The 21,470-nt window shown below is 46.2% G+C and carries 20 protein-coding genes and 1 pseudogene; 10 read left to right on the top strand and 11 right to left on the bottom strand.

Going from position 1 to position 21,470, the window contains the following annotated elements; translation table 11 throughout:
- Positions 1-147: 147 nt before the first annotated feature.
- The 6 genes from ACZM60_RS11470 to ACZM60_RS11445 form a co-directional block, all read right to left on the bottom strand.
- Positions 148-780: an RloB family protein gene (locus tag ACZM60_RS11470; RefSeq protein ID WP_118165891.1), complete on the bottom strand. Its 633-nt coding sequence runs from the start codon at positions 778-780 to the stop codon at positions 148-150.
- A complete protein-coding gene (locus ACZM60_RS11465; protein WP_118165889.1) occupies positions 777-1,991 on the bottom strand; it encodes an AAA family ATPase in 1,215 nt (404 codons plus the stop codon). Before ACZM60_RS11465 ends, ACZM60_RS11470 begins: the two co-directional genes overlap by 4 nt.
- A gap of 146 nt (positions 1,992-2,137) precedes the next feature.
- Positions 2,138-5,419: a DNA primase gene (locus ACZM60_RS11460; RefSeq protein ID WP_489521572.1), complete on the bottom strand. Its 3,282-nt coding sequence runs from the start codon at positions 5,417-5,419 to the stop codon at positions 2,138-2,140.
- Positions 5,416-5,619 carry a hypothetical protein gene (locus tag ACZM60_RS11455; protein ID WP_025892289.1) on the bottom strand — a complete coding sequence of 68 codons (204 nt, stop codon included), beginning with the start codon at positions 5,617-5,619 and terminating at the stop codon, positions 5,416-5,418. The genes ACZM60_RS11460 and ACZM60_RS11455 overlap by 4 nt, the downstream gene beginning before the upstream one ends.
- Before the next feature lie 205 nt (positions 5,620-5,824).
- Positions 5,825-6,139, bottom strand: coding sequence for a hypothetical protein (locus ACZM60_RS11450; protein WP_115648660.1), 315 nt, complete (start codon positions 6,137-6,139; stop codon positions 5,825-5,827).
- Between the two features lie 18 nt (positions 6,140-6,157).
- Positions 6,158-6,349 (bottom strand): hypothetical protein, encoded by a 192-nt coding sequence (locus ACZM60_RS11445; protein WP_007843190.1) that lies wholly within the window; start codon positions 6,347-6,349, stop codon positions 6,158-6,160.
- 144 nt (positions 6,350-6,493) lie between these two features.
- On the opposite strand from ACZM60_RS11445, the gene ACZM60_RS11440 reads away from it, so the two are divergent.
- Entirely contained in the window at positions 6,494-6,955 is a 462-nt protein-coding gene (locus ACZM60_RS11440; RefSeq protein ID WP_489521571.1) for a helix-turn-helix domain-containing protein, read from the top strand.
- A gap of 373 nt (positions 6,956-7,328) precedes the next feature.
- Positions 7,329-8,000, top strand: a complete 672-nt coding sequence (locus tag ACZM60_RS11435) for a hypothetical protein (protein ID WP_489521570.1) — start codon at positions 7,329-7,331, stop codon at positions 7,998-8,000.
- 152 nt (positions 8,001-8,152) lie between these two features.
- Here ACZM60_RS11435 and ACZM60_RS11430 read toward each other — a convergent pair whose 3' ends face one another.
- A complete protein-coding gene (locus ACZM60_RS11430; protein WP_118165880.1) occupies positions 8,153-8,947 on the bottom strand; it encodes an ADP-ribosylglycohydrolase family protein in 795 nt (264 codons plus the stop codon).
- A gap of 120 nt (positions 8,948-9,067) precedes the next feature.
- Between ACZM60_RS11430 and ACZM60_RS11425 the strand changes: the two genes are divergently transcribed.
- A complete protein-coding gene (locus ACZM60_RS11425) occupies positions 9,068-11,110 on the top strand; it encodes a TonB-dependent receptor (protein WP_147351477.1) in 2,043 nt (680 codons plus the stop codon).
- Between the two features lie 66 nt (positions 11,111-11,176).
- Here ACZM60_RS11425 and ACZM60_RS11420 read toward each other — a convergent pair whose 3' ends face one another.
- The gene (locus ACZM60_RS11420) at positions 11,177-11,836 is read right to left on the bottom strand and encodes a putative signal transducing protein (RefSeq protein WP_118165877.1); all 660 of its coding nucleotides are present in this window, start codon (positions 11,834-11,836) and stop codon (positions 11,177-11,179) included.
- A 50-nt stretch (positions 11,837-11,886) separates the two neighbouring features.
- Positions 11,887-13,341 (bottom strand): annotated as a pseudogene (locus ACZM60_RS11415) (ATP-binding protein); the annotation flags it as partial.
- Between the two features lie 187 nt (positions 13,342-13,528).
- On the opposite strand from ACZM60_RS11415, the gene ACZM60_RS11410 reads away from it, so the two are divergent.
- Genes ACZM60_RS11410 through ACZM60_RS11395 form a run of 4 tightly spaced genes read left to right on the top strand, consistent with a single transcriptional unit; the run spans position 13,529 to position 15,890 of the window.
- A complete protein-coding gene (locus tag ACZM60_RS11410) occupies positions 13,529-13,924 on the top strand; it encodes a DUF1810 domain-containing protein (RefSeq protein ID WP_118165875.1) in 396 nt (131 codons plus the stop codon).
- A 14-nt stretch (positions 13,925-13,938) separates the two neighbouring features.
- On the top strand, positions 13,939-14,241 hold the full coding sequence (locus ACZM60_RS11405; RefSeq protein ID WP_117748031.1) for a TIGR04076 family protein: 303 nt from the start codon (positions 13,939-13,941) through the stop codon (positions 14,239-14,241).
- An 11-nt stretch (positions 14,242-14,252) separates the two neighbouring features.
- Positions 14,253-15,299: an alcohol dehydrogenase gene (locus ACZM60_RS11400; RefSeq protein WP_118165874.1), complete on the top strand. Its 1,047-nt coding sequence runs from the start codon at positions 14,253-14,255 to the stop codon at positions 15,297-15,299.
- A 30-nt stretch (positions 15,300-15,329) separates the two neighbouring features.
- The gene (locus ACZM60_RS11395; protein ID WP_117702439.1) at positions 15,330-15,890 is read left to right on the top strand and encodes a flavin reductase family protein; all 561 of its coding nucleotides are present in this window, start codon (positions 15,330-15,332) and stop codon (positions 15,888-15,890) included.
- Between the two features lie 76 nt (positions 15,891-15,966).
- Here the strand turns inward: ACZM60_RS11395 and ACZM60_RS11390 are convergent, their stop codons facing one another.
- Positions 15,967-17,430, bottom strand: a complete 1,464-nt coding sequence (locus tag ACZM60_RS11390) for a redoxin family protein (protein ID WP_118165872.1) — start codon at positions 17,428-17,430, stop codon at positions 15,967-15,969.
- A gap of 183 nt (positions 17,431-17,613) precedes the next feature.
- Here ACZM60_RS11390 and ACZM60_RS11385 point away from each other — a divergent pair, with 183 nt between their 5' ends.
- Positions 17,614-19,161 (top strand): ATP-binding protein, encoded by a 1,548-nt coding sequence (locus ACZM60_RS11385; protein WP_118165870.1) that lies wholly within the window; start codon positions 17,614-17,616, stop codon positions 19,159-19,161.
- 81 nt (positions 19,162-19,242) lie between these two features.
- Here ACZM60_RS11385 and ACZM60_RS11380 read toward each other — a convergent pair whose 3' ends face one another.
- Positions 19,243-19,881 (bottom strand): DUF1847 domain-containing protein, encoded by a 639-nt coding sequence (locus ACZM60_RS11380; RefSeq protein ID WP_007558784.1) that lies wholly within the window; start codon positions 19,879-19,881, stop codon positions 19,243-19,245.
- A gap of 155 nt (positions 19,882-20,036) precedes the next feature.
- On the opposite strand from ACZM60_RS11380, the gene ACZM60_RS11375 reads away from it, so the two are divergent.
- On the top strand, positions 20,037-20,456 hold the full coding sequence (locus ACZM60_RS11375; protein WP_118165869.1) for a DUF4890 domain-containing protein: 420 nt from the start codon (positions 20,037-20,039) through the stop codon (positions 20,454-20,456).
- An 87-nt stretch (positions 20,457-20,543) separates the two neighbouring features.
- Positions 20,544-21,353, top strand: a complete 810-nt coding sequence (locus ACZM60_RS11370) for a TrmH family RNA methyltransferase (protein WP_118165867.1) — start codon at positions 20,544-20,546, stop codon at positions 21,351-21,353.
- Positions 21,354-21,470: the final 117 nt, after the last annotated feature.

Raw genomic sequence — 21,470 nt, 5'->3', positions numbered from 1 at the left:
CTTTCAATTAATTTACTCCACATTGGAACTCCTGAATTCGTTGAAACACCTGCTCCAACAAATATTACAAGTTTATCCTGTTTGCTTGCTTCCTGAATGCGTAGTATATTAGATATTTGAATGTTATTCATAGTTTTTTATTTTTCTTTAAATATATTTGTTCAGTTCTTCTACCAATAAATGTACCGTGGTCGAAGATTCTTCCATGGCAGGATTTCCATTTGAAACCTCGTTAAGTACTACATTTGCGTTCTTTATTGCCTGTGATTGCAGGTGATAAAGCCTGTTATACATGACAGCACCAAATCCTTCACTCTTTGAATATGGCAATCCTATAAGTTTTGACAGCATATCTGCATAATTCTGGCGATGAAGAGGACCTCGATAGAGATTAAAATGTAACAAGAACCAATACTCAAATGCCTGGTTACTGTAAGCAACACGAAAACCATTCTTTCGAGCCAAGGTTATTGCCTGATTGAAGTCCTTTGCAGGGAAGTCATCCTTGTCAAAAACTACCCAACACTGGTCATAGTAATGCTTCTTCTTTTGTTCGGTATCACGTATATTGATTGCCTTATTGACAAGACTTATAGTATTCATTGCCTGACCTATAGCTTTGACTGTGGCAGTTGTCATACGGAAAGCCTTAAAGTAGTCTGGTTCTGTACGTACTCCTTCACATACAATGAGAAACGACTGTTTTACATTTCTCGTTCCCTGCTTTCTGGTCAGACTGCTTGTACGATGGTCCTTTTTTGTTTGTCTTCCCATACTCATTCCTCCATATTAAAGACCCTCTCCATTTCACCGATAATGGGAGTTGCACCATATTTACCCAACAGATAATCCCTTTCAAATGGAGTATTGCTGCGTACTTTATATTCAACCAGTGAATACGCTTCAGTAGAACCGAAACTGTTTTTCTGTGTAAACCATATCTGGTCACGGCGAAACATTCCGGCGCTTAATAGGAAAGTATCATGAGTTGTAAACAGTAGTTGTGCACCCTTTGGGTTTGTTTTTGCTGAATTGAAAAGGCTGATGATTTTACGAACCAACAGAGGATGAAGCTTTGAATTAAGTTCATCAATAACCAGAAGTTTTCCATTATCCAAAGCATCAATGATGGGATATGACAAAGAAAAATATTTTATTGTACCTTCCGATTCATTACTGCTGAATGAAAAAGCTATACTATTGGTTTCTTTTCCCTCATCATCATATTGCCGGTGGGTACTAACGATACGGTTATCTGTTTTTACGATACTGTCTATCCCCAGATCTGCATATTTTGCAAAGTTCGTAATACGCAAACGGAGGTTTTCATCATCCATAGACTTTATAGCCTGTTTCCACAGTCTTTCCTCATCATTGCCAAATATCACATGCATATCATTCAGCCATTGCAGGATACTGACTGCTATCGGCTCATTGAATTGTGCCCCGGTAGACAGCAGTAAAGCATTGTCACGCACCATTTTCTTGTTTACAAGCTCTATCAATAAAGAACTTTTCTGATGAACAGTGGTTTCTTCTTCTGTCCTGTAGAATATTTCGACTTCTTTGGCTCTCTTTTTATTTGTCCGCTGGTATAGCCATTCGGCACGTACTGCCTTGCTGTCAACTTCAAAACCATAACGGTAAGTGAAACCTTCAACAATAAAAGTTGCTTCCATTGTAGTGGGTTCATTCATTGAAGTGGTATTCAACCGGAAGTTCTCTACATCAATTGCTTCCCCGGCCTGACTGTTTTTGAAAGAGTCCGTGATAAAACGCCTGTAAAAAGCAATAGCCTTCAGAACATTTGATTTTCCTGAAGCGTTTGCACCATAAATTACTGCACTCCGTAATACAGATAATCCGGTATCGGGTACAGTTATCATATCATTTGACTCGGTAAGAACATCTTTAAGAGCAGTTGCAACAAAGGATATTTTTAACTCATCCTTTATTGACAGGTAATTACTGACACAAAACTCTAAAATCATAAACTTAACTCCTTTTTTTGCAAGATTTCTACAAAAATAAGAGTTAAGTTTTGAAAATCCAAAAGATAACTGTAAATAATTGCTTGACGAATACATTTAAAAGGATTGGATTTTTCTGATGATAATTTATTATTGTAAATTCTCAATTAAAATAAGCCTTTCTGCTCAGGATATTGTTTGTGTCCGGAAGTCATTTCTTCCTTCATGTCCTGTACTTCAGCGACAACCTCAGTTTCAAGATCCAGTCCGAAAGTCTCCTTCAGCTGGAGATAATCAAAGCATAATGCCTTCGGACGGTTTACTTTTACCTTCTTAACCTGCTCTCCATTCACAATGTCAATGGTATAGTCAGGAAGTCCGCTTGGCAGAAGTATGGTGAATCTGTCCTGTTTCAGGCCCAAATATGAAGCATGGGATTTCAGGTACGACATGATGGTGGACCAGTTCGAGCGGTTGGAGGTGGAACCTGCATTCCGGCTGTTGAACAGTGATGCTACGGCTGCTGTGTTCAGATAGAGAATCGGACGTGCCTCCTTAAATTCTATATCTTCCTTGACAGACAACGGACGGAAGGATTTCATATACCTTATACGGTAATGTGCCTTCTCAATACATTTCCCTGAAGTCTGGAATCCCTGAAGCATACTCCAGAAGTCCGCTATTTCCGAACTTTCCTGAGCCAGTTCATTCTGATTGCGTATTCCCCTGACTGCCGTATCAAACAATTCTGCATAGCTGAAAGGCACGTCAATTACTGTCTCCAGTGTCCTGAAGGTGGCCAGTGGAATGACCCAGTTTCCGAATATACGGTCATGGATGGTTTCATTCTCCAGTTTCGCAGCCAGCTCACGCTTGGTAATGGAATATATTTCCGGAAAGTTCTTCTCAAACAGTTCCCGGTGTCCCAGTATCTCCAGGGTGAGGTGGGTAAGTCCCATGTTGCAGACTGATACAAGGTCTTCATAGGCCCTTTTCTCATTCTGGTTAAATGATGTCTTTGAAAAGGCAAGGAAGATGACACGGGTATAGAGTGCCATATCCTGTGTCGGCTTGTCCTGGCCGCAAAGGGCTACACCTGTTGTGACAATGGTCTGGGCTGCCATACCGTCTGTGTTCGTATTCTTCTTGGTCTGGCCGCCACCGCCCCAGAGTCCTTTCAGATAGGCTATCTTGCGGATGTCAAGGTCATTCTTGTATTCGTCCAGCACGGCAAGTGTATTGACGGCCTGTGATACACGGTCGTTCATGGCAGGTACGGAAGTTACTCCGAGATTGGGCGGATCAACTCCGTGCAGGAAGAAGGACTGGAGGGAAGTAGCCAGGGTTGTCTTACCGGTTCCTTTCTCACCGAAAAGGTTCAGGATGGGAAAGTGGCGGGTACGTCTGAATATGATGTCACGGAAGAGGGTGGCAAGCAGGTAACAGAAGGCTACGCTTGCATTCTCACCGAATACTTCCATCAGTCTTTTTACGTAATCGTACAGTTTTATCCCGTTACGGTTCTCATGTACCATGAGTCTTTCAAACTGGAATATCTCCGGATTGTTGAGATAGATTTTTGAAGTGGCCGGTATATAGAAGGCCTTGCCGTTGATTCCACGGACAATACCCAAATCATCAACGGCATTGAATGTGCCTGCAAAAAATATTCCGTTACCGAAAGCGAAGAATCCTTCAGCCGCATTCCAGCCGAGCTTTCTGATACGTTCTGCCGTATCGGTCTTTGAATACAGGTATTCCTTTACACGGTTGAGTTTGTCTATCTTGGCCAGCCATACATAGTTGCCCAGTGAGCCGACCTTCTGCTGAAAGTTGCTCAGCGAGCAGAGTTCTGACTCCTTCAGTTCTATGACCCTGCATACATTGTACATATTCCTCATACGGAAGATTCTGGTTCCGTTTATCTCATCTTCGATATGGAACAGCGGTTCCATGATGAAGTTGGAGATTCTTGACGGTTCATCATCATCTTCACCGATGGAGTAGTAACAGTTTTCCCTGACGAACAGACCAAACTGGCGCAGCAGTTCAGCTTCACGCTGCATCTCGTTCATGGCTGCAGGTTTGTCGTTCCTTCTCCTGGCTTCACCACGTGCCTGGGTAACTGCATCACGCCATAGCTTTACCTTCCCGTGCAGTCTGGAGAGCTGTTCTATGCACTGGTCATACACAAGCTGGTCTTTTATATAGCGCAACAGGTCTGCTATTTCTGCAACACACTTTCTTTCCTCTACCATGGAACCGGCTACCAGAAAACGTTTCTGTGCCAACCAGATGATAAAATGCTTTTCCGGAAGTGAAGTATAATCTTTCCTGCTGCGGATATAGCTGTCGGCATCATTCTTGGCATATTGTACTTCTCCTTCTGCCTCGGATGGTATTTCTGCAAAAGGAAGTTCCCTGACTGTTACATGGAATCCTTTTCTTATGGCTGCAGCCCCGTTGGTCATCACCGCCTCAAACCCCGGTCCGTATGGCTTGCCTTCCGCAATATCTGAATCCGGAATGAAACAGAGTGAGGATACATACTTCTTCAGCTGCTCGAACTGGCCGTCACTCCAGACTGTTCCAAGTGACGCTACCGTATTGTCGTATCCAATTGACTGCATTCTCAGGACATCAGGAGCACCTTCCACAATGATATAATAGTCGGCATCACGCAGTCTGGCGGCACGGTCAATACCGAATACTGTTTCTCCCTTGGAGTAAATCATGCTTGTTGCTGAGTTGATATACTTGGGAGCTTTCCTGTTGTCTCCAATGTATCTGGCTGTATAGGCAACGATGCGTCCCCATCTGTTTCTCACAGGAATCATGATACGCTGGCGGAACATGGCGTATGTGTTGCCATCCTCACCACGCTTGAACATACCGAGTTCGTACAGCAGTTCTTCGTTCAGAGCCTTGCTTCTGCAGAAATCCATAAAGGCCTGACCATCTTTCGGTGCATAGCCTATTCCGGCAAAAGCACAGAACTCCTCATGCCATCGGCTGTATGCGTAGGCTCTGGCATCAAGGCTCTCTTCCTTATCTGTTGCTCTTAAATTTTGTAGGAAGAAGGTCTGGACTGTATCGAGAACTGTCAGAAGTGATTCCCAGTGCCTGGCTTCGGCCATCTGTTCCTCACTGCGCTCTTCACTGATGTATTCTACCGGAATATTATGGTTTCTGGCAATAAATTCCACGGCTGCACTGAAGGAAAGGTTTTCCTTTTCCATTATAAACGTAATGGAATCACCGCCACGGTTACAACTGAAACAGTGGAAGAGATTCTTGCCAGGGGTAACGGCAAAGGAACCGGTCTTCTCAGTATGAAAAGGACAAAGTCCCATCAGGGTTGAGCCTTTTCTGGACAGCCTGACATAAGGACTGAGTACGTCTTCTATGGCAAGTTCCCTTACTTTCCGTATGGTTGTTTCGCTTATCATAACGTACTGAGCAGGTTCCAACAATCGATTATTGACTGGCCGGAGTATTTCGGACGGCTGACATTATTAGGATTGAGCGGTTGGATATATCCGTTATCTCTGTATTTTTTGAGTGTCTTGTTGCTGATACCAAGTTCAGCACAGGTGCGCTTGACTGAATAGACACCGTTTGGATCGCACGCTGGTCTGATTTCTTTCATTATTATAAAATCATTATGAATGTGCGATAAAAAAGACCTGTCCGGCTTTATTGTTAAGTGGCAAAACTATAAGCTGGTGAACAAAGGTTACTGATGCACATTCCTGTACCTACTATAATTGCTTTCTTTATATTTCATAGAGTATCACGGCTAAACTAAACAAATAAAGTTTATCAATATTATAATATTAGCCATAATATGTTTATCATTTATCTTTCTTGACCGATTTTTCTGCCTGTTTCGGCTGACTTTCATCAAAATAGTCCTGGGTGGTACGCTGGAGAAGCCTGAGGTCTGCTGTGCGGTATTCCACCTTACCCGGTCTTTTATAGGAAACCACCTTTCCCTGGCGTTTCCACCGTTCCACATTCCTGCGGCCAAAAAGCTCGTATGCCTTCCTTTGGCTGATAAATTCAGGATCATCCTTGTCGGCTTTCAGTTGCCTGACAATTCTGGAGGAGAGGTCATTCAGGAATGTTTCGTATGGTATAAGATGGTCCAGAAACTGTAATATCTTCATATAAACCTGATTTGGTTTCTATACTGTTCGTTTGACCGTAATGGTATGATTTTCCCTGTCAGTCCTGGTCTTGAACTGACGGTTGTAGATGGCACCAAGCTCTGAGGCCTGTGTACGGACGCTTTTCAAACGTGAAATGGGGAATGAAACGGATTCACCTACTTCAAGGGCAACAAGTGCCGGACGGATTTTTTCTAAGTTTTCAGACATAATTGTTGGATATTTAATATTTAATGTTTAACTTTGTATTCACCAAATGAATAGATTACACCACAAAGTAACATAAAATGGTTTATATAACCAAATATTTGTTTGATGATTTATTGTTTAAGATGTATTTATTGAAGGAATCGCATGGGTAATGACATAAAACACGTGCATGTAGGTCAGGCTATCGACAAAAGACGCAACGAGCTTGGATTAAGCAAATCTGAGCTTGGGCGCAAAATAGGTGTACCGCAGCAGCACATAAACCGCATACTGGAAAGGGAGACAATGGAAACAAGCAGGCTTATTAAAGTCAGCGAAGCATTGGACTTCAATTTCTTTTCCCTTTTCTGTCCGAGACAGCATCATATATCGGCACACCTTGCAGCCGTTGCATTGGACGGTAATGCAAATAATCTGATAGGTGATGCTGAACTGGCCGTGCAGTTATCCAGCGAAAAGAAAGAAACAGAAAACCTGAGGGAAACAATCAAGCTTCTGAAGGAACAGATAGAGAGTCTGAACTCACAGATTTTACGTCTTGATTCAAACCTGAAGGATAAGGATATAATTATTGAACTATTAAAAGAAAGGAGAAAAGACATGTAATTTTAAAAGAATGGTAATGGCCATTTGCATGTAGTAGAATAAGACTTTACCATTAACGGTATTCACCATTTATAAAAATAATATAGTAGCCATAGCTTGATTCTTAGAAAAGAAAGTTTTGATACTAACAGATTGTTTTCTAAATGTTTACTCTCTATCTGTAAATAAAAGAAAATCAATGTAGTATTAAAGAGGTTCAAGCTGCAGTAGAGGAAAATCTCTAAGAAATCAGCTTCTTTAATTTATATAGGTAAGACAAGCGTTTTCCATTTGTTTTCCCCAAGCATTTAGATAACTGATTGTCAATATAATATTAAAGTGGCGCAGGCTGTGATTGAAGAAAATTTGTAATTTGATGATTTTTTAACATAAGATGCCATCCCGTAAGAACTTGTATTTTCTTTCGGGATGGCTTTTTTGTGGGTTTTCGCTAAATTCGTATCTTTGGCAAAAAAATAAAGAAACCCCAATGGATACAGAATATTTGAATCGTTTTGAAGAGAGATTGCAGCAGGAATTGCTGCGTTTGTGTACTGACTATCATGTGCTGGACGGCACCCTGCTGGCTACGGAGGACCTGGACAACCGCTGGCACGATCTGGCACCGGAGTATGTGGCCGATGCCGTGGAACAGATTCGTGACTATCCCGTGGTGTCGGTGGCCTGGGCAGCTTATCTGGGCTTGGGAGTAGCTTTTTGCTGGGACGGGGACTGGGAGGCCAGCGCAAAGGCTTCTTATCAGTCGTACTACGGAGAGCAGGGATTTGACGATATGGATGAACACATCGTGCGCGATTTGCTCGGCCTGCCGCTCGACGGTGAAGAGGCCCGCCAGCTGGAGGACATCATCCGCCGCTGCGGACAGACTACCGTGGGACTGATTCGTCATGAGCAGATAGAGCCGCAGAGTCCGCTGGCTTTCCATGTGTTTGCCCGTGCCTGCCGTACGATGTTCCGCATCGGGGTGGCCATTGAGCTCAAACGCCTGGGATATAAATTCGAGAAAGTGGAAATCGGTCGCGTGCCGGGCGGAATGTTGTCATAAGAAATCCTCAGACAGGTTTTCTTTCACCTTAAAAACGCTTTGACGTTTGGATTCAAACGCCTTTACGTTTTACTTGAAACGCACTTGTGTTTTGGGTAAAACGTAAGGGCGTTTTGTCTTAAATGCACTTGCGGTTTTTTATGGGATGAATTTTAGCGAATTTCCGGCCCGAATTTCCCTTCAAATTCCGTCACAATCTGCTGGAAATGCGTCGGCAGGTAGTGCATGGTCTGAGCATGCAGGGCAGGGGGGATGCCGTAGAATGCTTCTGCGATGCTGCCCGTGATGCAGGCCAGTGTATCGCTGTCGCCACCCAGTGAGATGGCCGTACGTATGCAGTCCTCAAAATCCGTCCCGTCCAGAAAGGCGCGGATGGCCTGGGGCACGGTACCCTGGCAGGTGGCATCCCACTGATAGGTGTCACGGATATCGTCGCAGGTGAAGTTCAGGTTGTAGCCGAATTTTGCTTCGACGGTATTTTTTATATCCTCCTTGCTCTTTCCGTTCCGGGCCAGAAAGATGCAGAGTGCCGTAGCCTGGGCACCTTTGATTCCTTCGGGATGGTTGTGCGTGCAGGCTGCCGATGTGCGTGCAGCCTCCAGTGTCTCTTCCTCCGTGCGGAATGCCCATCCCACGGGGCCTACACGCATGGCTGAGCCGTTGCCGCAGCTGCCGTAAGGACGGAGCTGTCCTGTCTGTTGTCCCTGTCGGAGCCATTCGCGGAAACGTCCGCCGAAGCCTCCCAGCGGACAGGGGTAACGGGTGGCATAACGGAAATAATAGGTGGCACAGTCTCCGCCGTGCAGCAGCCAGTCGGCCGTGGCAAGGGTCAGGATGCTGTCGTCGGTATATCCTTTCTGCGGAGTGAGGAAAGGAAACTCTTTTGTCTTGATGTTGCGGAACTCGTAGACACTGCCTGCGATGTCGCCTAGAATGCTTCCAATCATATTTTTTTCGTTTAGATAGATACAAAGGTACGGAGAATGAATGGATAAATGTTATATATTTGCAAATGTCATGAGAACAAAATGAATAAGTACAGGTCTTATATAGATAAAAGGAAATACATGTCCAGAATAATAATGGGCTGTTTTCTCCTTTCATGCCCCTTCTGCATGATTGCGCAGACGTTGTCAAATGATTCCGTCAGCCGGACCATCGCGTTGGATGAGGTGACTATCGTGGCATCGAACGTGTCGCGGGTAGACAATCATTTGGTAATTTATCCTAACTCTCAGCAGAAGAAATCGACTAACAGCGGCTATGGAGTGTTGAAACGCTTGATGATTCCGGGTATGATTATCGATACACAGTCCAACAGAGCTGAGGCAATGGGGATGCCCGTGTCGTTCTATATCAATGGGCAGCAGGCCGATTCCAAAGACATCCAGATGCTTCGCCCGAAGGACATAGAAAAGATTGAGTATCATGACAATCCAACCGGAAAATATGCAAAAGATAAGATAGCCGTCAACTTTGTACTGAAGCAATATAAGACGGGTGGTTACTTGCAGATGGATGGCTTGCAGACAATTGGATATACGCATGGCGACTACAATATTGCTACCACCGTCAACCGTAATAATACGACCTATTCCTTGTTTGCTGGAAGTGATTACTTTAATGTGAAGGATAATCATAACCACATGGCTGAATCCTATGCATTACCCGGGCAGTCCGTCGAGCGTTTTAGTACATCCGATGAAGATTATTCCCGGCACAGTGAGTATGTACAGTTTCGTCTCCAGCATCAGAAGGCAGGTCGGTACGTCGTCGGGAAACTGTCGTTTATACACAAAAATACTCCTCGTGAGAATATGGCCGGCACGGTAGAGTCGGTGGGTCATGCTTCTAATTTTGCGATGTATACTGACCAGAAGAGCTTTTCTCCTAAATTAGATCTTACGGGTACTATCCCTCTATCGAAGACACAGGATTTTACTTTTGGATTGCATGGCACTTATTCTCGTAATTTGTACAACCGTACTTACTCTGAACAGGACTATGAGACGGGTTCCTATGAATCGGAAAATGCCGGAGGATTTCAGTTGTCGGCCATCTATAACCTGTCCAAGGGAAAGCATTCATTTTCGGCCGAGTTGTTCGATTTTCATCATGTGTGGAATGCGCAATACGAGGGCAGCCATCTGCTGAGGCAGTCACTATGGAAAAATGAGTCGCTGGCTTTCCTTTCCTATAATTACGCATTTAGCCCGAAACTGTCACTACGGTCAAGGGTGGGAGTGGACTGGCTTCAGTACCGGCTTCACGGCTGCGAAAAATTCAGCAAGCTGTCGCCGCGTGTCAATCTGAACCTTCAATATCAGCTGAAAGGAGGGATGCTGTTATGGTCTTCCTCCTATAACAATTATAATTACGGCATGGACCTCATCAATCAGGCACGCATCGGGCTTAATCCTTATCTGGTACAGACCGGCAATCCGAACCTGAAGAGCGGATGTTCATTCAATTCGTTCCTGTATTATTCCGGTAAGATAAAGAAAACCGGACTTTCGGCCATTCTCCAGTACAAACTGGAGCATAATCCGGTGGTTCACGATTATTATGTTCAGGATACTTACCTCGTCAGGTCGTTCATTAACCGTGGAAACATTCATTACTATGCTGCCATACTGGCGGCTTCGCACTCGTTCAACCGGATGTTCAGCCTGTCGGGCGATATAAGATACAATTATACGTCTGTTAATTCCGTGTGTAGTTTCGGCAACAGAAATCTGACCGGCAACCTCAATGCCAATATCTATGTGGGTGATTTCAGTCTTTCGCCTTACGTCAATTTCAGAAACAAGATTGTCAACACCACTTCCCTGGGAATAGAAGAAACTCCTGTCAACTACGGTCTGGAGTGTACTTACGGCAAGGGAAACTTTTTTGCGGAAGTCAATATCGTGTCTCCGTTTACCGACCGGAAGTTCCGAAAAACGTTCCACCATGACCTCTATGCATATGATTCGGACGAAGATTTCAGGACAAACGGTCAGTACTGCCACATCAAATTAGCTTATACCTTCGATTTCGGTTACAAAACGAAAAAAGTCAGACGAGAGGTCGATAGGTCGGTGAACAGTTCGCTGCTGAAGTCTTTTTAAAGTTTGCTGAATAACGAAGCGGATATAGTATATTACTTTAAACTCGGTGGAGCTTACTGCAAAAAGTCATTTATGGTGAAACCTTTTATTACAGTCTTTACATATATAATTGGCATTAGAAATTTTTCCCAAGAATGCAACTACAAGAAACGAAATAAACATAGACAATGCTATATAATCGGCAATAGTTGATCTGATACCCAAATCATTTGCCCAAACAAGATAAAGCCCCGGAATAAGAAAAAGAAAGATGCACCATAATGCTATAGCAGTTCCGTATTTATTACTTACGGCTATGGCTGACACATTGTAACTTCCGCATTTAGGGCACCAGACATGAGATTTATTTCTACTGTCAGCAATAGGATTTATTATCTCAACAGCTTTTTCATAATCTTTCTCGAAAACATATATCGCAATACCTGTGATAGCACCATAAGCACCTGGATTTTGGTCTTGCCCCTCATCATGCTGGCGAGAAACAATGTTATTTTCAATGAGCAGATTTGTAATCTCATCTGCATAAATAGTCGTATCACATTTTATAAGAAGTCTTTCCTTCATATTAGAATTTACTTTTATGCCAATATACTGATATTTATGTGAAAAAACAAGATTTATCTCTAAATCTTTATTATAAGCATTATATTTGCGATACTGACTCGGACCTGAAACATAAAGTGATACTAATATCAATATGTCAATATAATAATTATCATCTGACACTTCTATGTGATATTGTTTCTTTTATGAGTTGAAATAAACTGACACGATGCTCAAGACTCCACTTCCACCTTCACTTCCTGAATGTTCCGAAGCTCATCACTGAAGTTGACACCAATCTTGTAGACCGTACGGCTGCCCTTGGCAAAAGGTGCGGCATAGCCTTTCTCCCGAATCTGGGCCAAAGCTTCGTCCGCGCTGCCGTTCAGCTTGAATTCCATGATGTACACGTAGTCCTGCGTTTGGAGCACCAGGTCAATCCGACCGCGACTGGTATGGTATTCCACCTGCACATAGAAACCCATCAGCTTGAAAATGATGTAGAGAATATTCTGGTAGTGCACTTCGCGGTCGCGCGCCAGCTCGTAAGGGATGTCGGCAAACATGGTCTTCAACCGTTCGAAAAAATCGTTCACCTTTCCGGCCATCACTTCCTCCACAAAGCACTGAATCTGATAGGGTGACTTGCTTACGCTCACCGACGCGTAGTTGGGCAGCAGGAACTTGAAGAACCCCTGTTCCACCTCGCGGTTGGGGAACCCCAGCGTATAGTTCTCGAACATCTTGTTATAGCCCTTGATGGTGAGGTAGCCGCTCTGGTAGATGACCGGAATCGGGTCGGTAGAGGCCGTATCAATACTGTCCAGCACCGGCTGGCTGGTGACGATGTGTTCCAGTTCCTCTATCGGATAGTGATGGAGCTTGAGCATTTCGACGAGGTAGGTCGGTGTGCCTGTCTCAAACCAGTAGCTGCCGAACCGCCGGTTGGCAAAGGTATTGAGCAGGCTGAACGGATTGTACATACCGATGGCATTTTCTGTGAAATGATACCCGTCGTAGTTTGTTTTCAGCTCCGCACAAGCTTCCTCATAACTCATGCCCGTAGCTGCGGCCAATTCGTGAATATCCTCTTCAAAATAGGTATAAATTTCTTTCTCACTGATACCGCAGATTTCGGCATACTGGTCAATCATGGAAATGTCACGCAGGTTATTCAAATCACTGAACACGCTGACCTTGCCGAACTTGGTCACTCCCGTGAGCAGGGCAAAGCGGATGCACCCGTCCATGGATTTCAATGCCCCGTAGAAGGCTTTCAGGGTACTGCGGTATTCGTTCTGCAAGGCTTCATTGCCGATGGCCTGAAGCATGGGCTTGTCGTATTCATCAATGAGAATCACCACCCGGCGGCCTGTCTGCTCGCAGGCACGGCGGATGATGCCCTGGAAACGAAGGGAAAGACTTGTCTCACTTTCCCGTGCGCCGTACTGGCTTTCCCAGATACATAGATTATCATTCAAAATGCTGGTCAGCGATTCCGGCGTATCGTATTTCTGTGTATTCAAATCCAGGTGCAGCACCGGATATACTGTCCAGTCCTTCTCCAGTTTCTCCAGTGCCAGTCCCTTGAAAAGCTCTTTCTTTCCTTGTGCGTAGGCTTCAAGGGTCGACAATAGCAGGCTTTTTCCGAAGCGTCGCGGACGGCTCAGAAAATAGTAACTTCCTGTATCTAAAAATCAATGTGCGATGAAAACCGCCTTGTGCGGATTTTCGGAACAACTATAAGCATAACTCTTTAATAAACGAAGAATTAGGGAGGAAAATCATACTTGTGACAAAAATAATTCTCCTCGCGACCGTTGGCTCATTAAGGGATTATCCTTACATTTGAGTAAAGATAAAAAACGAAGGAATATGTCGCACACGAATTTTAATCTGCAACGGTTTCTGGATGCGCAGGAAGGCGTGTATCCTGTGGCATTGAAGGAAATCAGGAATGGAGGTAAGCGCAGCCATTGGATTTGGTATATCTTCCCTCAGCAGAAGGGGTTAGGCTATAGTTATAACTCGGAGTTTTATGGACTGGACGGGGAAGAAGAGGCCCGGGCTTATCTGGCACATCCTGTATTGGGTGCCCGCCTGCGGGAAATCTCCCATGCCTTGTTAGGTCATCGTGGCCATCGCACGGTGCGGGAACTGATGGGGTCGGAGGTGGACGTGCTGAAACTGCATACCTCGATGAAATTGTTTGATAAGATAGCACCGGGAGAGGTGTTCGGAGAAGTGTTGAAGGCGTATTTTTATGAGTGAAAGGAGGAAAAGGCATGAAGAAAATCCGAATAACCGTAATGCGAAAGGCGTGTTACCGGGATTTAATGGAGAAGTATGAGAATCCCATCGAACATGCGTGTGACATGGAAGAAGGGCAGGTGTTCATTGCTAATGGCTGGGAGAAGCCTGAGGGACTTTGTGAGAGTGCATGGCAGAGCATGTCGCCTTTCGTGATGGCACTGGCTCATGGGGGAAGCAATTTTTATGACGGCTGGATGAAGAACGAACGTTCGGCTATGATTTCGTGCAACGACGGTTTCCGTCCGGTGAGTTTCCTGATAGAAGTAATAGATTAATACAGAAGAATATGTTAGCTTATACGTATATGGAGCACGGCCGTTTCTCATTGATAGAGAAGCCTGTGCCCGAACTGAAAGACCCGAAGGACGCCCTGGTGCGCGTTACGTTGGGAAGTATCTGCACCAGTGATTTGCACATCAAGCACGGCAGTGTGCCGCGTGCTGTACCGGGTATTACGGTGGGGCATGAGATGGTGGGTATCGTGGAAAAGGTCGGTTCAGAAGTCACTACCGTGAAGCCGGGTGACCGGGTAACGGTCAACGTGGAGACCTTCTGCGGAGAATGTTTCTTCTGCCAGCACGGATATGTAAACAATTGTGAGGACCCCGACGGAGGATGGGCATTGGGTTGCCGCATCGACGGCGGACAGGCGGAATACGTGCGGGTGCCGCATGCCGACCAGGGATTGAACCGCATTCCCGATGGAGTGACGGATGAGCAGGCACTTTTCGTGGGTGACATTCTGGCCACTGGTTTCTGGGCTGCCCGTATCTCGGGAATCACACCCGAAGATACGGTGCTGCTGATTGGAGCCGGACCTACGGGAATCTGTACGTTGCTCTGTGCCAGGCTGAAACATCCGCGCCGTCTCATTGTATGTGAGAAATCGGAAGAGCGTATCCGTTTTGTACAGACCCATTATCCCGAAGTTCTGGTCACTACACCGGAACAGTGTCAGGAGTTTGTGAAAGCCCATAGTGCGCATGGAGGAGCCGACGTAGTCATTGAAGTGGCCGGAGCTGATGATACTTTCCAGCTGGCTTGGGAGTGCGCTCGTCCGAATGCCATTGTGACCGTCGTGGCTTTGTACGACCGTCCGCAGGTGCTTCCCTTGCCCGATATGTACGGTAAGAACCTCACTTTCAAGACAGGCGGAGTAGATGGTTGTGACTGTGCCGAAATCCTCCGGTTGATAGCGGAAGGAAAGATTGACACTACGCCGCTCATTACACACCGCTTCCCGCTTAATGAAATAGAAGAAGCCTACCGCATCTTCGAGAACCGTCTGGATGGGGTGATTAAGGTGGCGGTGAGTCCTCGAAATGACAAATGATTCGATACTGCAACTAAAAATATACAGACTATGCGAAAGAATTTTGGAGTAAAAACATGGTTGTACCCGATGCCCGTATTTATTGTGGCAGCGTACGACGAGAATGGAAACCCCAACGCCATGAATGCGGCGTGGGGAGGAATCTATACGGATGACATGGTGGGCATCTGCCTGGCCGAAGGACACAAGACGACCCAGAATATTCTGGCCACGAAAGCCTTTACCGTGAGCATGGCTACAGCCGACCATGTGGCAGCCTGCGATTATGTGGGGCTTGTCTCGGGAAAGAAAGAGCCGGATAAATTTGCCAAAGCCGGTTTCCATGCCGTAAAATCGGAGTTTGTGAATGCGCCGGTCATTGAGGAACTGCCCATGACACTGGAATGTGAGCTGGTTTCATACGATCAGGAGAGCAATCATCTGGTAGGCCGTATTGTCAACGTGTCGGCAGCAGAAGAGATTTTGGATGAAAACGGACAGATTGACCCTGCCCGTTTGAAACCGATTACGTACGACCCGATTCATCATCATTATCTGGTGATAGGAGAGAAGGCGGGTAATGCCTTCTCCGACGGGAAAGCATTGAAGTAAAACATAGCCGCCACGCATCTTGGAAGGGACACGTGGCGGTTTTTCTGTGTATTAGAAGTTTCAGTAGCAATAGGGGTTATGCTTCTGCCTGCGCTGCCTCTTTCAATTGAGATTTTAGTTTTTCCATATCTTCTGGAGAAGCAGCCGATTTGAATTTGATTTCTCCATCCTTCCCGATAATCACGCAATGAGGAATGGAAAGTGCTTTTTGTGCGTTGCCGAAGGTTGTGTATATTTCATCCTTAAACGCTTCCTGCACGCGTACATGCTCGCCCATCAGGTCATAATGTGCTGCCATCTTGCGCCATTTGGCATCTTCTTCCGGGCGGTCGATGGAGAGATACAGCAGTACGATGTCGTTCGCTTTGGCATACTCCTGTAAGGGTTTTACATAGGCGAAAGAGGCACGACAAGGACCGCACCAGGTTGCCCATATATCCATGAAGATAACCTTTCCTTTATATAAGTCGGTAATGTCTTTGAATGTCTTGGCATGGTCTACATCAGGAAAGTGGATGTAGTCGGGTATTTTAGCTTGATTGAAAGCCTTGTTCTTGGCAATGGCTTCATCTATCAGCGGTTGCCATTTGCTTTGTGGATACAGTTGCTCGAATCGTTCTTCCAGCGGAAGTATTTCTGGGTCGTATTTTTCCTCGTTTGCGTCCCTCAGGAAAAGCAGTGCCATGGCCGATTCCTGCGCCTGCCCCGTAAGGTTCTTTTCGATGTAATGGAAAATCAACTTATTGGGATTTTTCTTCAAGTCTTCGTCTACCGGTTCTTCTTTAGTGTAGTAAGTAATGCCGGCATTGTTATAGATTACTTCATGGAAAGCGGGCGAGAAAGTGCTGGCCGGGTGATTTACCCGACAGAATTCCATCATCTTTTCCCATTCCTTGAGCCAGCTTTGCTTGGTGGCTTCGGAATAGCGGTAGGCAATGCCGAAAAGCTGGTTCTGGAAAGCCCACATTGTCTGTATGCGTGTATTCTGGCAGGCTTTTTCATATAAATCTTTATCCACACCTTTCATCTTTTCATCTAAGGCTAATACCGCATCCTGCAACTTTTTGCTGACTGACGTGGCTGTAGTGTCCTGGGTAATACCCCACTTGTCGCCTTTTCTTGAAAGTACATCAAACACGTCTTGTCCCAGTTCGTCCATTAGCCTTGATACCTCCATGTTCTTTTCATTCTTGCCTTCCAGAATGGAGATGGGATGCGTGGCTGCGGCATCAATTTGCAGGCGATAGTTTCCGCCGTCGGCAATGAAAGAACCTAAGTAACGCTTTCCCCACAGGAACAGGCGTATCTGTTCGTACCCGTTGCTGGGGAGTGTGAGACTGAACGTACTGTCCGTATTCAGCTTCAATGTATCCTGAGATTGCGAATTAAACATTCCGTCGATGGATTTCTGATAGATAATTGTGCCTCCGTCTAAATTTTTTACCGAGCCTGTAATCTTTATTTCGTGTGAGCTGGTGCATGAAGCAAATGTTCCTGCAAGCACACTGAGTGAAAGGAATGCGATGTGTTTGGCTTTCATATACTATAGAGTTTAAGTTTTATGAGATATTATGTTGTTTAGTCCAAAGGTAAGGAATTTTTTGTTTGGGACTATAAATCTCATCCGGAATCTATTGCCGCCTTGATTTCAGCCTGCCAGATTAGGAATTGCGGGAGATAAATCTTACCTTTGTGTGTACGAAAGGATTAAAACGACACGGCCATGAACAGACTTTATCCGGTAGGCATACAGAATTTCGAAGATCTCCGTAGCAGGGGATATATTTATGTAGACAAGACTTCGCTTTTATATACCCTGGTACAGACAGGCAAGTACTATTTCCTGAGCCGTCCCCGACGGTTCGGTAAGAGCCTGATGATTTCTACATTGGAAGCTTATTTTCTGGGAAAGCGTGAGCTGTTCAAAGGGCTTGCCATGGAAAGTCTGGAAAAGGACTGGACGGTGCATCCGGTGCTTCACATGGACTTGAATACCCGGAATTACTATGATTATGAGTCTTTGCTTGGTATTCTGAATCAGAACTTGGAAGTATGGGAAAAACTCTATGGCGACGAAAAGAAAGACCGTGTGCCGGAGGAACGTTTCATGTATGTCATCAAGCGGGCGTATGAACAGACGGGACGTCGTGTAGTGATTCTGATTGATGAGTACGACAAGCCCATGCTTCAGGCCATTACAAATCCGGAATTGCAGACAAAATTCCGTAACACACTCAAAGCTTTTTACGGTGCCCTCAAGTCGTGCGACGGTTCTATTCATTTTGCCATGCTGACGGGCGTGACGAAGTTCAGCAAGGTGAGCGTGTTCAGTGATTTGAATAACCTGCGTGATATATCCATGGTGAATCAGTATGCAGAAATTTGTGGTATCAGTGATGCGGAGCTTCACCAGTACTTTGACGGGGACATTCATTCGCTTGCCGATAAACTGAGTATAGATTATACCAAAGCTTGTGGACTGCTGAAGGAAAACTACGACGGTTATCATTTCTGTTATAATTCAGTCGGCATGTACAATCCTTTCAGCCTGCTGAGTACTTTTGCCAATATGCAGATAGGCAGCTATTGGTTTGAAACGGGTACCCCGACTTACCTGGTAGAGTTGATGAAACTTCATCATTATCCGGTGGAAGAGATTGAGCACATCGTAACCAGCGGTCCGGTGCTGGATTCCATCGATGCGGCTTCTACCGATCCGGTACCGGTCATCTATCAAAGCGGTTATCTGACCATCAAGGACTATAACGCGGAGTTTGAGAACTATACCCTCGGTTTCCCGAACCGTGAGGTGGAGCAGGGTTTTCTCCGTTTCCTGCTTCCTCACTATGCGTCGGTGAGCGTGAGTAAGTCCCCTTATGAAATCCAGTGCTTTGTGGGTGAGGTACGCAAGGGTGATGTGGATGGTTTCCTGAGTCGTTTGCAGACCTTCTTCGATGATACTCCCTACGAATTGGCCCGTGACCGCGAGGTGCATTACCAGAACATTCTTTACATTGTGTTCAAGCTGATGGGTTTCCACACCGAGGTGGAATACCGCACATCGCGTGGTCGGGTAGATTTAGTGCTCAAGACATCCGATTACATCTACGTGATGGAGTTTAAGTTGAACGGTACCGCTGAAGAAGCCATGCAGCAGATAGAGGAGAAGGGCTATGCCTCTGCCTTTGCTTCCGATAGCCGGAAGGTGATAAAGGTCGGGATAAACTTCAGTGACGAGACACGAAGCATTGAGCGGTGGATTGTAGCATGATTGAAATAGAATATTATAAAAAGGGGAAGCGGCGTATCGATGTGCTGCTTCCCTTTTTTATATACTATTAGTCAGAGTCTTTTATTTCCCTCCAAAAAACTTCTTCCGGTAATAAGAATCTGCCGTATACAGCGCTGCCGTCGGGTTATTGCCTGTCACACGGTCCTTGGTTACGAGGGTAGTGACGTAAGCATCCGAGTATTTGTAGAACAGGCTGTCGTGTCCCACGCAGAGACCGATTACCACGTTCAGGTCGGTATGTGCTTCGTTCAGCAGACGGGCTTGCAGAATCGGGTTGCACATGGCGGCGCCGATGCTTTCACATTGTGCGGGGATGCCCATCGATGTTTTGGGCTGGCCGGCTACCTTGCAGATGACCGAGTAAGCTTCGAAGCCGTTGGCACGGAGGATGCGGGCAAAGATACGGGCTTCGCGGATGAGGCCGATGCAGTTGGCAATGCCGATGCGGTGTGCACCTATTTTCCGGGCAAACTCCATGATTTCCTGCACGCGGGTCCACTGGCAGTAGCCTTCGTATTCCACTTCCGCACTGGCAATCATAATCTCGCGGTTGCGCCCCTCGTCGTAACGCTCCAGTGCCCATTGGCGGTCTTCCTCTTTCAGGTTATCTGTAGGACAGAAATCAGGGTAGGTGCGGTCTTTGTATTTGCAGTTCTGTGTGCCGCAGTCCACACAGGTAGGTATTGTTTCTTTTTCCATAAAGGCGTGTGTAATTGGTTAAACTGAGGACAAAGATACGAGATTTCTTTCCAGTTGGTAGACAGAAAACCGCATTTGGTGGATTCTATTTTTAAAAATTGCAGGCGACTTCTACATTTGTTTCCGATTAGTTTTCATTTAAAATTGTAAGTAAGATGAAGAAAATTGTGTGGATGGCCTGCGGAATGGCCTTGATGTGTGCACCTTTGAGTGCAAGTGCGAATATCCGCTACGATGACCCGCAGGAGGAAGTACAGAAGAAAAAAGTGCCCAATCCGGAGAAGGCGGCCCAGCGACGGGCCGACGAGATGGATAAGGCATTGAACCTGACGGAGAAGCAGTACAAGAAGATTTACAAGTTGTTCCTGAAGGAAGAAAAGGAAAAAGTGGAAAACATGATGCAGCGTCATCCGGGAGGAATGGACGGACAACCTCCCATGGGAGGAAGACCCCCGATGGGAGGTGGAATGCAGCCGCAGGTGTTGCCTCCGATGCCGGAAGGCGAGAGACCGGGGCCGGGACCTCGTGGAGCGGAGGAAGAGGAAGCTCCGTTGCTCGATACGGCAGCCGAGTGAATGGGATACCTGATTTTCCCGTGGGGTGATTTTTGGAATGTGCGGCAGATGTCGTAACTTTGCGGTTCATTCAAAAAAGTCTATGTTATGCCCGTTATCGAAATCACCTCGCTGGAGCATCCCGGAGTGGAAGTGTTCAGCACCCTGACCGAAGCCCAGTTGCGCAACCGCATTGACCCGCAGCGGGGCATCTTTATCGCCGAAAGCCCGAAAGTGATTCGGGTGGCGCTGGAGGCCGGCTATGAACCCGTGTCCTTGCTCTGTGAGCGGAAGCACCTTACGGGTGATGCGGCAGACATTGTGCAGCGCATGGCGCATCTGCCGGTCTATACGGGCGACCGGGAACTGCTGGCCCGGCTCACCGGCTATACACTGACACGGGGTGTGCTGTGTGCCATGCGGCGTCCGGCTCCGCGTCCGGTGGAGGAAGTATGTCGTGGGGCACGCAGGATAGTGGTCATTCATGGGGTGGTGGATACCACCAATATCGGGGCCATCTTCCGTTCGGCAGCCGCACTGGGTATCGATGCCGTATTGCTTACCACGGATTCGTGCGACCCGCTGAACCGTCGGGCAGTGCGGGTGTCGATGGGTTCGGTGTTCCTGGTGCCCTGGACGTGGGTAGACCGTCCACTGGAGCGGTTGAAGGAACTGGGTTTCCGCACGGCAGCCATGGCGCTGACCGACCGTTCCGTGCCGCTGGATTATCCGCCGCTGAAGGAGGAACCGCGACTGGCCCTGATGATGGGTACCGAAGGTGACGGGCTGCCGGAAGCTGCCATCGAGGGAGCGGACTATGTGGTGCGCATTCCTATGGCACACGGAGTGGATTCGCTCAATGTGGCAGCCGCTTCGGCTGTGGCTTTCTGGGAGTTACGATGCAGTGATAACCATTGAAAATACGGGGTTTATACTTGTAGTGTACTAAATAAGTTGACACAATTTATTTAGTAACATGCGTAAAAATCGAAAGTTTTCAAAGGCAGAATGCCTGTCTTATCTGGAAGAATATAT

It is taken from the genome of Phocaeicola sp. (assembly GCF_057861905.1).
This window is presented reverse-complemented; position numbering and strand designations above follow the sequence as displayed.

Excerpts from the sequence above, each read along its gene's own strand:
- ACZM60_RS11470 (WP_118165891.1), bottom strand. The coding sequence starts at position 780 with ATGAGTATGGGAAGACAAACAAAAAAGGACCATCGTACAAGCAGTCTG.
- ACZM60_RS11380 (WP_007558784.1), bottom strand. The coding sequence starts at position 19,881 with ATGGAAAAAGAAACAATACCTACCTGTGTGGACTGCGGCACACAGAAC.
- ACZM60_RS11410 (WP_118165875.1), top strand. The coding sequence starts at position 13,529 with ATGTCGCACACGAATTTTAATCTGCAACGGTTTCTGGATGCGCAGGAA.
- ACZM60_RS11405 (WP_117748031.1), top strand. The coding sequence starts at position 13,939 with ATGAAGAAAATCCGAATAACCGTAATGCGAAAGGCGTGTTACCGGGAT.
- ACZM60_RS11370 (WP_118165867.1), top strand. The coding sequence starts at position 20,544 with ATGCCCGTTATCGAAATCACCTCGCTGGAGCATCCCGGAGTGGAAGTG.
- ACZM60_RS11375 (WP_118165869.1), top strand. The coding sequence starts at position 20,037 with ATGAAGAAAATTGTGTGGATGGCCTGCGGAATGGCCTTGATGTGTGCA.
- ACZM60_RS11460 (WP_489521572.1), bottom strand. The coding sequence starts at position 5,419 with ATGATAAGCGAAACAACCATACGGAAAGTAAGGGAACTTGCCATAGAA.
- ACZM60_RS11445 (WP_007843190.1), bottom strand. The coding sequence starts at position 6,349 with ATGTCTGAAAACTTAGAAAAAATCCGTCCGGCACTTGTTGCCCTTGAA.
- ACZM60_RS11465 (WP_118165889.1), bottom strand. The coding sequence starts at position 1,991 with ATGATTTTAGAGTTTTGTGTCAGTAATTACCTGTCAATAAAGGATGAG.
- ACZM60_RS11435 (WP_489521570.1), top strand. The coding sequence starts at position 7,329 with ATGCCATCCCGTAAGAACTTGTATTTTCTTTCGGGATGGCTTTTTTGT.
- ACZM60_RS11455 (WP_025892289.1), bottom strand. The coding sequence starts at position 5,619 with ATGAAAGAAATCAGACCAGCGTGCGATCCAAACGGTGTCTATTCAGTC.
- ACZM60_RS11400 (WP_118165874.1), top strand. The coding sequence starts at position 14,253 with ATGTTAGCTTATACGTATATGGAGCACGGCCGTTTCTCATTGATAGAG.
- ACZM60_RS11385 (WP_118165870.1), top strand. The coding sequence starts at position 17,614 with ATGAACAGACTTTATCCGGTAGGCATACAGAATTTCGAAGATCTCCGT.
- ACZM60_RS11430 (WP_118165880.1), bottom strand. The coding sequence starts at position 8,947 with ATGATTGGAAGCATTCTAGGCGACATCGCAGGCAGTGTCTACGAGTTC.
- ACZM60_RS11440 (WP_489521571.1), top strand. The coding sequence starts at position 6,494 with ATGGGTAATGACATAAAACACGTGCATGTAGGTCAGGCTATCGACAAA.
- ACZM60_RS11450 (WP_115648660.1), bottom strand. The coding sequence starts at position 6,139 with ATGAAGATATTACAGTTTCTGGACCATCTTATACCATACGAAACATTC.
- ACZM60_RS11425 (WP_147351477.1), top strand. The coding sequence starts at position 9,068 with ATGTCCAGAATAATAATGGGCTGTTTTCTCCTTTCATGCCCCTTCTGC.
- ACZM60_RS11390 (WP_118165872.1), bottom strand. The coding sequence starts at position 17,430 with ATGAAAGCCAAACACATCGCATTCCTTTCACTCAGTGTGCTTGCAGGA.
- ACZM60_RS11395 (WP_117702439.1), top strand. The coding sequence starts at position 15,330 with ATGCGAAAGAATTTTGGAGTAAAAACATGGTTGTACCCGATGCCCGTA.